General features: G+C 40.3%; 10 protein-coding genes and 1 tRNA gene. 8 read left to right on the plus strand and 3 right to left on the minus strand.

Annotated features, from left to right (window positions below):
- Window positions 1–103: 103 nt before the first annotated feature.
- The 5 genes from B1202_RS07585 to putP all read left to right on the plus strand — a co-directional run bounded on the left by B1202_RS07585 (window position 104) and on the right by putP (window position 4876).
- Window positions 104–739 carry a 1-acyl-sn-glycerol-3-phosphate acyltransferase gene (locus tag B1202_RS07585; RefSeq protein ID WP_078189966.1) on the plus strand — a complete coding sequence of 212 codons (636 nt, stop codon included), beginning with the start codon at window positions 104–106 and terminating at the stop codon, window positions 737–739.
- 61 nt (window positions 740–800) lie between these two features.
- Window positions 801–1724, plus strand: coding sequence for a patatin-like phospholipase family protein (locus B1202_RS07590; RefSeq protein ID WP_078189967.1), 924 nt, complete (start codon window positions 801–803; stop codon window positions 1722–1724).
- A 99-nt stretch (window positions 1725–1823) separates the two neighbouring features.
- The gene (locus B1202_RS07595) at window positions 1824–2303 is read left to right on the plus strand and encodes an NfeD family protein (RefSeq protein WP_078189968.1); all 480 of its coding nucleotides are present in this window, start codon (window positions 1824–1826) and stop codon (window positions 2301–2303) included.
- A 16-nt stretch (window positions 2304–2319) separates the two neighbouring features.
- Window positions 2320–3174, plus strand: coding sequence for an SPFH domain-containing protein (locus B1202_RS07600; protein ID WP_078189969.1), 855 nt, complete (start codon window positions 2320–2322; stop codon window positions 3172–3174).
- A 211-nt stretch (window positions 3175–3385) separates the two neighbouring features.
- The gene (gene putP, locus B1202_RS07605) at window positions 3386–4876 is read left to right on the plus strand and encodes a sodium/proline symporter PutP (protein WP_078189970.1); all 1491 of its coding nucleotides are present in this window, start codon (window positions 3386–3388) and stop codon (window positions 4874–4876) included.
- A 195-nt stretch (window positions 4877–5071) separates the two neighbouring features.
- On the opposite strand, the gene B1202_RS07610 is transcribed toward putP, so the two are convergent.
- From B1202_RS07610 to prpF, 3 genes are all read right to left on the minus strand, one after another.
- Entirely contained in the window at window positions 5072–5980 is a 909-nt protein-coding gene (locus B1202_RS07610; protein ID WP_078189971.1) for a polyprenyl synthetase family protein, read from the minus strand.
- 130 nt (window positions 5981–6110) lie between these two features.
- Window positions 6111–7088 (minus strand): GGDEF domain-containing protein, encoded by a 978-nt coding sequence (locus B1202_RS07615; protein ID WP_078189972.1) that lies wholly within the window; start codon window positions 7086–7088, stop codon window positions 6111–6113.
- A gap of 207 nt (window positions 7089–7295) precedes the next feature.
- Window positions 7296–8486 (minus strand): 2-methylaconitate cis-trans isomerase PrpF, encoded by a 1191-nt coding sequence (prpF, locus tag B1202_RS07620; RefSeq protein WP_078189973.1) that lies wholly within the window; start codon window positions 8484–8486, stop codon window positions 7296–7298.
- Window positions 8487–8816: 330 nt separating this feature from the next.
- Here prpF and B1202_RS07625 point away from each other — a divergent pair, with 330 nt between their 5' ends.
- The 3 genes from B1202_RS07625 to B1202_RS07635 all read left to right on the plus strand — a co-directional run bounded on the left by B1202_RS07625 (window position 8817) and on the right by B1202_RS07635 (window position 12448).
- Window positions 8817–10205: an amino acid permease gene (locus tag B1202_RS07625; protein WP_078189974.1), complete on the plus strand. Its 1389-nt coding sequence runs from the start codon at window positions 8817–8819 to the stop codon at window positions 10203–10205.
- Window positions 10206–10278: 73 nt separating this feature from the next.
- Window positions 10279–10351 (plus strand) — tRNA-Arg (locus tag B1202_RS07630).
- Window positions 10352–10906: 555 nt separating this feature from the next.
- Window positions 10907–12448 carry an outer membrane protein transport protein gene (locus B1202_RS07635; RefSeq protein ID WP_078189975.1) on the plus strand — a complete coding sequence of 514 codons (1542 nt, stop codon included), beginning with the start codon at window positions 10907–10909 and terminating at the stop codon, window positions 12446–12448.
- The last annotated feature ends 228 nt before the right edge of the window (window positions 12449–12676 follow it).

Raw genomic sequence — 12676 nt, forward strand, 5'->3', positions numbered from 1 at the left:
ATGATCTAAAAAAATCATCGACCTAAGATAAGGTCAATGCTGATGCCGTACTTTTAAATGTGCATCACATCGAAAATGGATTTCACCTATATAAGAATATGCAATGAATCAAAAGACTCTATTATTTCCGGTATTGCCCGATCAAGTCCCATCACGTGGTTCCACTCTGAGCCGCGCAATATTTAAAAAACTTTTTTTGGCACAAGGATGGAAATTTGACGGCGAATTTCCCAACCTTGCCAAAGCTGTAGCGATCATTTCTCCGCATACTTCTAATATAGATGCATGGCATGGTTTTCTCGCCTTGCTTGGGATCGGGATAAAAATAACCATTTTTGGTAAAAACACCCTTTTTGATACTCCCTTAAAACCACTTTTGGATTGGGTCGGCGTGATCCCTGTACAGCGTGAAAATCCACATGGACTGACACGTGAAATTGCTGAGATTGTTCAAGCGACAGATCAAATTTGGATTGGAATGGCACCTGAGGGAACACGAAAAAAAGCCGATAAAATCAGGAGTGGCTTTTACTATATTGCCTATGAAGCACAGATACCTATTGTGATGTTTAGCTTTGATTATGCAAAGAAAACCATTCATTGCTTGGGTGTTTTTGAACCGAGTGGAGATTTTGAAACTGATCTCGAAAAAATTTTGAAGATTTATGACGGAAAATTTTCCCCGAAAAATCCCGAATGGTTGGCCTTGCCGTTACAAAAGCACTGGAAAAAGCCCTAGTCAAATGGCTCTTTTTTTGATGTGATGTGCACTTTGTATATTTAACCATCAGATTTCACCCATGAAACTTTTGCATTACCTGATTCCTAGCCTATTTGTATTGGCACTCACTGGCTGTGATTCTGCAACCAAAACGCCTGCGACTACGACACCTACACCTGCCAAAGCACGTGAACCGGTGATCGCGATTGCGCTCGGTGGTGGCGGTGCCAAAGGTTTTGCACATATTGGTGTGCTTAAAGTGCTTGAATCGCACGGTATTAAACCTAAGATTGTGACTGGGACCAGTGCGGGTAGTTTTGTCGGCAGCTTATATGCCAGCGGTAAAACGCCTTATCAAATGCAGCAATTGGCTCTGAACTTTAAAGAGTCTGATATTCGTGACTTAACCTTAAATAGCCAAGGTATTATTCAAGGGCAAAAACTGCAAGACTTTGTCAATAAAAACGTCGGCAATAAATCAATTGAACAGTTTCCAAAACGCTTTGCTGCTGTAGCCACCCGTTTGGATAATGGCAGCAAAACTGAATTTAACCGCGGCAATGCAGGCCAAGCGGTACGTGCATCGTGCAGTATTCCAAATGTATTTGTACCTGCGACCATTGCAGGGGTGAAATATGTCGATGGTGGCTTAGTCAGCCCGATTCCGGTGAAAACCGCACGTGATATGGGTGCAGATATTGTAATTGCAGTTGATATCTCTGCGCGTCCTGACGGTAGCAAAGCCGTAAGCATGTTTGGTTTACTCGATCAAACCATTAACATCATGGGACAACAAAGTATTAATGAAGAACTGAAAAATGCCAATTTCGTGATTCAACCTAAAGTAGGACATATTGGGACACTCGATTTAAAGTCGAGCAATGCGACGATTTTAGAAGGTGAAAAAGCCGCACAGCTTAAAGTGAATAGCATTATTAAGGCAATCGATAACTTTAAACAGTCTCCCGCGGCCTTTAAACCAGCACCAAAAGCGAAAATATAATTCAACGATTTTTTTTATATTCATTGAGTTATACATCTGCTACATTGATATAGATACTGGTTCATCTATATCAATTCACCCTTATATAAGAGTAGATGTATGGAATTTATTTTAGAACCTTGGCACTGGTTTGTATTGGGCGTCGCTTTGATGCTTTTTGAACTAATTTTGCCGTCTTTTGCTGCGCTATGGTTTGGCGTTTCCGCAATTTTGGTTGGGATCTTATATTGGATCTTTCCATCAATGGACTTTAATGTCCAAATTGTGGTTTGGATTATTTTTGCCGTGCTTTGCACATTTTTGTGGTTCAAATTTATTAAGCCTTTATCCATTGATAAAACCAAAGCAGGTCTGTCGCGTGAAGCGACGATTGGCCAAGTGGGTATGGTGATTCAAACCCAACTCAATCATGGCAGCGTTAAAGTTCGCTTCCCAATGCCTGTTTTAGGTTCAGACGAATGGCATTGCCGTACCCAAGATGCACTTCAAGTCGGTGATCGTGTTCGCGTGACCGATATTTTAGGCAATGATTTAGTCGTCCAACTGCACAGCAGCAACCACCCCACTGACAATCCATAAATAAGTGAGAAATGACATGTCTGGTGTTTCTATTGTTTTTTTAGCGCTCTTAGTTTTTGTAGCCGTCACCATTTTTAAAGGTGTTCGTATTGTTCCCCAAGGTTATAAATGGATTGTTCAGCGTTTAGGTAAATACCATACCACGCTCAATCCGGGACTGAACTTTGTGATTCCCTATGTCGATGAAGTGGCTTATAAAGTCACAACCAAAGATATCGTGTTAGATATTCCCTCTCAGGAAGTGATCACACGTGACAACGCGGTACTGCTGATGAATGCTGTGGCTTATATCAATTTAACCACACCTGAAAAAGCAGTTTACGGTATTGAAAACTACACATGGGCAATTCAAAACTTAGTTCAAACCTCTTTACGTTCAATTGTCGGTGAAATGGACCTCGATGATGCACTTTCATCGCGTGATCATATTAAGGCTAAACTTAAAGCCGCAATTTCTGACGATATCTCTGACTGGGGTATTACGCTTAAAACTGTAGAAATTCAAGACATTAAACCTTCTCATACCATGCAAGCGGCAATGGAAGAGCAAGCAGCAGCGGAACGTCAACGTCGTGCGACAGTGACCAAGGCAGACGGTGAAAAACAAGCGGCTATTTTAGAAGCGGATGGTCGTTTGGAAGCCTCTCGTCGTGATGCAGAAGCTCAAGTGGTACTGGCAGAGTCTTCTCAACGTGCAATTGAAATGGTGAGTTCAGCTGTCGGCGATAAAGAAATTCCAGTTGCATACTTACTGGGTGAACAATACGTCAAAGCCATGCAAGATATGGCTAAATCTAATAATGCCAAAACTGTGGTATTACCTGCGGATGTACTGAATACGATTCGTGGTGTGATGGGACGTAATAACTAAATCTTTGCATTAATTAAAATGGGTCGTGACATACGGCCCATTTTTATGCCCAAAACAAAAAAGAAGGCAAAGTTTGTGAATTTATGTTTAAATTTCACGTTATTTTTTTGACGTTTTAGGACTTATCGTTCGATTTCACCTACTTGGCTTAGGCAAATCCCATCGAGTCCCCTAATTAAACGCAATTGTCCAACGCCAAAGCGGATACCGTATGAGCTCCCTGAATCCCACCCTAATTACCTTTCTCTTTTATATTGTCGCCATGGTCGTGATCGGTTTACTTGCATACCGTGCGACCAGTAACTTTTCTGACTACATTTTAGGTGGCCGCCGACTAGGGAGCTTTGTCACTGCCCTTTCTGCAGGTGCATCGGATATGAGTGGTTGGTTGCTCATGGGTCTTCCGGGTGCGATTTATCTTTCAGGTTTATCTGAAATGTGGATTGCAATTGGTCTGATCATCGGTGCTTGGCTCAACTGGCTACTTGTGGCAGGTCGTCTCCGTGTACATACCGAAGTTCAAAATAATGCCTTGACCCTACCTGACTATTTCTCAAATCGTTTTAACGATCAAAAGAAAATCTTACGTATCGTGTCAGCGGTGATTATTTTGATTTTCTTCGCTATTTACTGTGCTTCAGGCATGGTTGCTGGCGCTCGATTATTTGAAAGTATGTTTGGTATGTCGTATAGCACTGCGCTTTGGATCAGTGCCATCGCAACAGTGAGCTATGTGTTTATTGGTGGCTTCCTTGCTGTGAGTTGGACCGATACCATTCAAGCGGGCTTTATGATTTTTGCCTTGCTGCTTACCCCTATCGTGGTTATGTTATCGTTCTCTGATTTAACCCAGTTCACTCTGGCACTAGAAGCAGCACGCCCTCAAGCCATGGATGTATTTGCTGATTTAAGTTTTGTCGCGATTATGTCTTTGTTGGCATGGGGGTTAGGCTATTTCGGTCAACCGCATATCTTAGTGCGTTTCATGGCAGCAGATTCGGTTAAATCGATTCCCAATGCACGCCGTATTGGTATGACATGGATGACACTCTGCCTCGGTGGCGCAGTTGCAGCAGGCTTCTTCGGTATTGCTTATTTCCAACAGCATCCAGAACTGGCAGGTGTCGTTACAGCAAACCCTGAAACGGTCTTTATGGAATTGACTAAAATTCTATTTAACCCATGGGTTGCAGGTATTGTACTGGCTGCGATTTTAGCTGCGATCATGAGTACCCTCAGCTGTCAGCTTTTAGTCTGCTCAAGTACATTAACTGAAGACTTTTATAAATCATTCTTACGCAAAAATGCTTCACAAAAAGAATTGGTTTGGGTCGGCCGTTTCATGGTGTTAATGATTGCGCTTCTTGCGATCTATATGGCGGGTAATCCAGACTCTAAAGTCCTTGGTCTCGTAGCATATGCATGGGCAGGCTTCGGTGCTGCATTTGGCCCACTGATTATCATGTCATTGTTCTGGAAACGTATGACATTGAACGGTGCTTTAGCCGGTATGGTGGTTGGTGCAGTCATGGTCATTCTATGGAAAAACCTCTGGGGCGATACAGGCGTTTATGAAATTATTCCGGGCTTCATCTGCTCACTACTTGCAATCATCATTGTAAGCTTAATGGGCAAAGCACCATCTGCTGAAGTTACTGAAAAATTTGAAGAAGCAGATCGTATCTATAAAGAAAGTATTTAAGACCAATAGCACTTAAATTTAAGCTCTAAGTTTTAATATCTGCAAAAAAGGACGCCTAGCGTCCTTTTTTGTTTTTTATCATGTCATCCATTTAGATATTACTTAGAGGTTTATTGACTTCTGTTCCAAATGTACTTGATATAAAAAAGCCCACAACATGTTACATGGGTGGGCTAATGTCTTTACTGCGTCATATTAACTTTGACGTTTTAATAAAAACTGCGTGATCTTGAGTAATTCTGCCGCGTCTTCTGCAAAATAATCCAAAGCTTGAAGCGCTTGTGCATGTAATTCTTCTGCATAAGCTTGCGCTTGATCGAGACCCATCAACGCAGGGTATGTGGATTTATCCACTTGTTGATCTTTACCCGCTGTTTTACCCAATGCCTCAGTATCAGCAATAATATCTAAAATATCATCTTGCACCTGAAAGGCTAAACCAATCGCGAGACCAAATTCGCGGAGTTTAGGAATGGCTTGATCTGTGCCATTAAATATCGTCACTGCAGCCATCATGATTGCGGCAGAAATTAAAGCACCGGTTTTATTTCGATGAATATTTTCTAGTTCATCCTGACTGACATGCTTGCCTTCCGCTTGTAAGTCTAGGACTTGTCCATTGACCATTTTTGAAGTTGCAGTCGCTAAAATTTGCATTTGCTTCAAGATGATCGGCGCTTCAACGGCTGGGCCTTGATCAAATAAACGGCTGCCTAAAACTTCAAATGCCATCGATTGTAAAATATCGCCAGCAAGTAAGGCCGTATCTTCACCAAAAGCCACATGACAGGTTGGTTGACCGCGACGAAGTAAATCATTGTCCATACACGGCAAATCATCGTGTGCCAATGAATAGCAATGAATAAATTCAATCGCCACCGCAGCACGGCGTACGGCTGCAAAATTGGTATTGGGTTTTAACGCTGCTGTTGCATAACAAAGTGCCGGTCGAACGCGTTTTCCACCCAACATCACAGCATGATACACCGCCCCTTTTAATGGTTCTGGAATTGAAAATGCATCAAGCGCTGTCAGTAAATCCTGCTGAATACGCTGCTGCGCTTCTGTCAGGGCATGTGTGGAAACGTCTGTTAAAGAAGACACATTCACCTCAAATACTTTAAATATTTAACTGCTTCGTTCATTAGCAAATCGACTGCCAATGTTTTCTGTCAATTTTGACCTGTTGCATCATACTGCTTTCTCAAATCTTTCTCTATGTTACGGCCTAAATCTATGTGTTTTTCCCACAGTCTGATGGTTTTTTAAATGTCGTTTCCTCAAATAGCGCCACATTTTGTCCATCATTAAAACAGGTACAATTTTTCGAGCCTTTCTTGGCTTGATATAAAGCCTGATCGGCACGTGCCAATGTTTCAAAAAATGACTCCGTACCATCCCACAAGGCCACTCCGCATGAGATACTCAGTTGTAGAGCTTTATCCGTATAACTCATCGAAGAAGTATAGATTTGCTCACAACATTGTTGTGCAATCGAACATGCAGTCGATATAGCCGTGCGTGGCAAAATCATTGCAAACTCTTCCCCACCCATGCGATATATTTGTGCATCTGCGTGTTGACTAATTTGCATCCTTAAAAGCTGCGCACTTTTTCTTAAAACTTCATCGCCAAACGCATGACCGTAGATATCATTGATTTGCTTAAAATTGTCTAAATCGAGCATCATCAAACAAATTTCATCGGCTTGTTCAACCGCGAAGCTTTTTTGCCACTGAGAAAGGTCTAAATCAAAACCTCGTCGATTTTTTATCCCTGTCAGATAATCAAAATAAACTTGTTGTTCGAGTTGTTGGTTATGTTTCAACAGCGATAATTCGAATTGCTTTAAATTTGTAATGTCCGCACAGCACAACAGCACATGTTCCAAATCGCCACTTTGTTGAAACTTTGGTTTGAGCGTGAACCAATAATGCCGTTCATTTTCACTATACATAAAGGGTTCAATGCTATCGTTCTCTAAACAGCGTAAATCAAACTCAGAACTTGTGGCTTTGGTCTTTTGCTGCATCACAGACACGTGATTTAATACGATATCTTGTAAGTCTGACTGAAATCGATGTTTAAATATTTGATTGGCGCATATCAGCTCAGCTGTCGCAGAAAATAACGCAGCAGGCATTGGCAACGCTTCTAATACAGCCAATTGTTCAGTAGGTAGGTCCGATTTTATTAAGTCTTTTTTAAGCATGGTTTCGCTACTTTTTTTCAGGGTAAAGCTACGCAAAATGCTAACAAAATTAATCTGACATAAATCACAGAAACTTTCTAATATTAAATGCAGTTCATATTATATAAAAATATATACCAATTCATGATTTGCTTATTCATATAAAAGATAAAGGCAAAAAAAAGCCCCTGCAAAGCAGAGGCTGATTTCAAATGAGATGTTAAATGCTTAATCCAAACTATCCGCAGGTATGCGCACCCAGCCTTCCATTAAGACACGCGCACTTCGGCTCATCACGGCTTTTTTAACGACCCACTGACCATTTTCATAAATTGCTTGCGCACCTACACGTAGCGTCCCAGATGGATGTCCAAAACGCACAGCTTCTCGCTCCCCACCACCCGCGGCTAAGTTCACAAGCGTCCCCGGTATCGCCGCAGCTGTACCAATGGCAACTGCCGCTGTGCCCATCATGGCATGATGCAGTTTCCCCATCGATAAGGCACGAACCAATAAGTCCGTATCTTGTTCTGAAATTTGTTTAGAACTCGAAGATATATAGGCTTTCGGCTTTGAAACAAATGCAATCTTTGGGGTATGTTGACGCTGTTCTGCTTCAGCAATATCTGAAATCAAACCCATTTGTTGTGCGCCATAAGCACGAATTTTTTCAAAACGGGCCAATGCCTTGGCATCACCATTGATCGCATCTTGCAGTTCAGTGCCGATATAACCAATATCTTCTGCATTTAAGAAGATCGTTGGAATACCTGCATTAATAAATGTTGCAGGGAAACTGCCTTCATCGGGTACGGTTAAGGTATCGACCAAATTCCCTGTAGGGAACATAGCGCCGCCATCTTCACCATCATCTGCGGGGTCTAAAAATTCAATTTGAACTTCGGCTGCTGGGAAGGTCACACCATCTAGTTCAAAATCACCGGTTTCTTGTACTGCACCATCAGTAATAGGTACATGCGCAATAATGGTTTTTTGAATATTGGCTTGCCAAATGCGAACTGTACACAAACCATTTTCAGGAATACGTGATGCCTCAACCAAACCATTAGAAATGGCAAATGCACCAACAGCGGCTGTTAAGTTTCCGCAGTTACCACTCCAGTCGACAAATGCTTTATCTATCGACACTTGTCCAAATAGATAGTCTACATCATGCTCAGGCTGTGAACTTTTTGCCAAAATCACGGTTTTACTGGTACTTGAAGTCGCCCCCCCCATCCCATCAATTTGTTTGCCATAAGGATCTGGACTGCCAATCACACGCAATAAAAGTTGGTCGCGAACTTTTCCCGCTTGTTGTGCTGCAAGCGGCAAATCATCTAGCTTGAAAAACACACCTTTACTTGTACCACCACGCATATAAGTCGCTGCAATCTTAATTTGGGGAGCAAAACTCATTTTTATTGAATCCTTAATCTTTATCATTGTGTTTTGGCAGAGCGTTCTTTTCTGCGCTTTTGCATCATACAATGTTTAATTGAAGTTTTAACAATCACATGACTTAAGTATAAAAAAACTACATTCGATACCTTTTCCATATAAAGCCAAGTATCAGAATTTCAATTAAAATAAAATTAATCTATTGATTCATAAATTTTTAATTCAGCATTTAAAACAAAAAATAGGTTATCAAACCTATAAATATTTTTCATAAATTTTGAGCTACTAGGCTATTCATTCTCTATACATTACAATTACCAAAATTAAACCATTCTCGGGAAGAGTAACTTGACTACCAATTCCTCCGAACTCAAGCGTGGCTTAAAGAATCGTCATATTCAATTGATCGCCATGGGTGGTGCAATTGGTACAGGCTTATTCTTGGGCTCAGCGCATGTGATTCAATCTGCTGGACCATCCATTATTCTCGGCTACGCCATTGGCGGTCTGATCGCCTTTCTAATTATGCGTCAGTTGGGTGAAATGATCGTCCATGAACCTGTAGCAGGTTCATTTAGCCATTTTGCATATAAATATTGGGGGAAATTTCCAGGTTTCTTAACAGGTTGGAACTACTGGATTCTCTATATTTTAGTGGCAATGACAGAACTCACTGCTGTTGCGAAATACATCAACTACTGGTGGCCTCATATTCCAGCGTGGGCATCTGTACTGTTCTTCTTCGTGATCATTACTTTAGTAAACTTAGGTAATGTGAAGTTTTATGGTGAATCTGAGTTTTGGCTGTCGATTATTAAAGTCACTGCAGTTATTTCGATGATCGTATTTGGTTTGTATTTGCTACTTACTGCAGATGCCAACTCAACAGCATCATTTACCAACTTATGGAGTCAGGGCGGTTTCTTCCCAAATGGTTTTGAAGGCTTATTCTTCATGCTGGCTTTCTTGATGTTCGCCTTCGGTGGTATTGAACTGATTGGTATGGCGGCAGCGGAAGCTGAAAATCCAAAAGAAACTATTCCTAAAGCGATTAACCAAGTTGTTTTCCGTATTTTGATTTTCTACGTGGGTTCTTTAACTATTCTATTGTCACTTGTGCCATGGAATCAGCTTGAACTAGGTGGTTTAGACAAAAGTCCATTTGTGATGATCTTTAGCCAACTGGGTATTGATTGGGCTGCACATTTACTGAACTTCATTATTTTAACTGCAGCTCTGTCTGTTTATAACAGCGGTATGTATGCCAATAGCCGTATGCTTTACAGCTTGGCGAAGCAAGGTAATGCACCAAAAGTTTTCGCAAAAACCAACAAAAGTGGCGTGCCAATTCCAGCGGTATTACTTTCTGCAGTACTAATTTTCGGTTGTGTACTCCTAAACTACTTCGTACCTGAAGATGCGCTTGGTCACTTAATGTATGTGGTTGTTGGTGCGCTTGTCCTGAACTGGGCGATGATTACCATGACTCACTTACAGTTCCGTCGTGCAAAACGTATTTTGAATTTTACAACCTCATATCCTGCACTTTGGGCACCAGTCAGCAACTACATTGTTCTGATCTTTATTGCTTTAGTTCTCTTTATTATGTGGACTCAGGGCTTTATGGAATCTGTGCTGATGATCCCTGTTTGGATTACAGTCATGTTATTAATGTTTAACTATCTTAATCCAAAAGATTTGAGCGACATTGACCCCAATGAAGTTCATAAAGACTAAGTAATTTAAAAAGTTATTGTTTCGGCAATAACTTTTTTTTTAGCTAAAATAGGAGTACATTAGCCTCCGTCTTGCGCTCTTAGCTTAACTGGATAGAGCAGTTGCCTCCTAAGCGACCGACGTGGGTTCGAGTCCCGCAGAGCGCACAATTTTTTGGACACCTCACCTCTCTGATTTTTTCAACTCTCATTGATCAATAAAACTAAATTAAGAATTCTTAAATCTAAATTTACATTACAAATTCAAAATTCATCGATGAACTTTTTTAACTTAATCTTTGTTTTTACTGATATTACGCTTGATAGATTGTTTTTAAGAACAATTAAATAGCATTTTAAAATTCACTAACCATCTATTTGTCAATGCAAAAAACGACACACGGCATGGTCGATAAAGCCAAAAATTCAATTTATGACTGCTCATATCAAAATATTTTCAAATTTTTCTGGGTTAAGAAAATAATGCAGTAACTAAAAATATTAAATAATAATCAAAACGTTATATGTATTAATTAGTACATTTACTCTAAATAGTTCGTTTTTCAATCATATTTTTTAATCTAGAGCATTTACTCTTATTTTAATTGTGCTATTTTTGTCACATGGAGTAACAATTAAGCCCAAGAGTATTAAAAAGTTTTCCATAACGAATATATGCATTAACCATAAAAATCAAATTCGTATCTCAAGGAATGACGAAGAATGAAATTAAAAACTTTAGCTACAGCCATGATTCTTGCTTCAGTTCCAATGACAGGTGCTTTTGCTGCAGCAATGGACCGTTCAGGCCAATCTATGTCTGCATTCTTACAACCAGGAAATTATTTTGAAGCAGGTATTTCAGTTCTAGATCCTACAGTTTCTGGTAAAGAAGCTGGTGAAACAGCTACACGTCGTAATATTGAAGACATGGCTGATGATTATTACTTCCCTTCAGCCGCATTAAAACTACAATTAACTGATAAATTTTCATTCGGTCTTCTATATGACCAACCATTTGGTGCCGCTGCTGAATATAAAGGTAATAATGCTTTTGTTTCACAAGCTTCTGACACGGTATTACCTCAACCACTATTAGACAGCATGGTTCGAAATGAAGTTACTCAAACTTTAAATCAACTTACAAGTACACAAATTGTAGGTTTAGCAGCGCAAGGCTTGCTTGCACAACAAGGTATGTCTCCAACAAACCCAGCTTATAATGCTACTTTACAAGCAACAGTGACAGGTATTATCACTCAAGCAGGTGGTAATGTTGATACAGCTGCTGCTGCAGTACGTCCACAAGTTGAAGCTGGGGCATTTACTCAAGGTCAACAGCAATTACAACAACGTTTAGATAATGCAGGTGTTGCTCTAGGCCAAGGAAATACAAAAGTTTCTGTAGACACTCAGAACTTAGCTTTTGTTTTTGGCTTCCAACCTACGCCAAATTGGAACATCTATGCTGGTCCTGTTTATCAAACAGTTAAAGGTAGCGTAAGCCTACGTGGTCAAGGTTATAGCATTTTTAATGGCTATGACTCAAACATTAAAGAAACTGGTGATCTTGGTTGGTTGGCAGGTGTTGCTTACCAAATTCCAGAAATTGCACTTAAAGCGTCTTTAACATATCGTTCTGAAATTGACCATGAAACGACAATTCGCGAAACAATTCCAACTGCTGGCGCGTTAACGCTACTTGGTCAAAACCCTGCAGATGTAGTTGGAGCTAAGGGCACTTCAACGATTACTACACCTCAGTCTGTAAACCTTGATTTTCAATCTGGTATCATGGCTGACACCGTTGCATTTGCAAACGTGCGTTGGGTTGAATGGTCAAATTTCGCAATTCGTCCATACCAATTCGGTTTAATGTCTGAAGCAGTTGGACAATTACCAGCAGTTAACCGTCCAAACGGCTTTAACTTAGTTGAATATTCTGAAGACCAAATTTCTGCAACAGTTGGTGTTGGTCGCAAACTTAGCGAACAATGGGCTGGTAACGTATCTGTAGGTTGGGACTCAGGCGCTGGTAACCCTGTATCAACACTTGGCCCTACTGAAGGTTACTGGAATGTCGGCTTAGGTTTACAATTTAGTCCTGCACCGAATTACTTCATTGCTGGTGGCGTGAAATACTTCATGCTCGGTGATGCAAAATCTCAAACAGCTGCTCAATTTGGTGAAGATAGCCGTATTGTTGGTGAATTTGAAGATAACGATGCTTGGGCATACGGTTTAAAAATCGGTTACCGCTTCTAATTTAAATATGATTCGGGCCATAGTTCGCTATGGCCCTAACTTTTTATTCTTTCCCTATCTTGTTTGATCAAACAATAAACATTTAAATTTACTAAAACATTTATCAAAAACTAAGCTTTTTACTCTAATTTTTCATTTAAAAATCATAAAGATAATTATCAATCACTAGAATAAATACTCTAGTCATGCTCATTTTTTAACTTCCCTAGTTCAATTTTAGAGTAGCAA

The sequence above is a fragment of the Acinetobacter amyesii genome, from assembly GCF_002018365.1.
Taxonomy (GTDB): domain Bacteria; phylum Pseudomonadota; class Gammaproteobacteria; order Pseudomonadales; family Moraxellaceae; genus Acinetobacter; species Acinetobacter amyesii.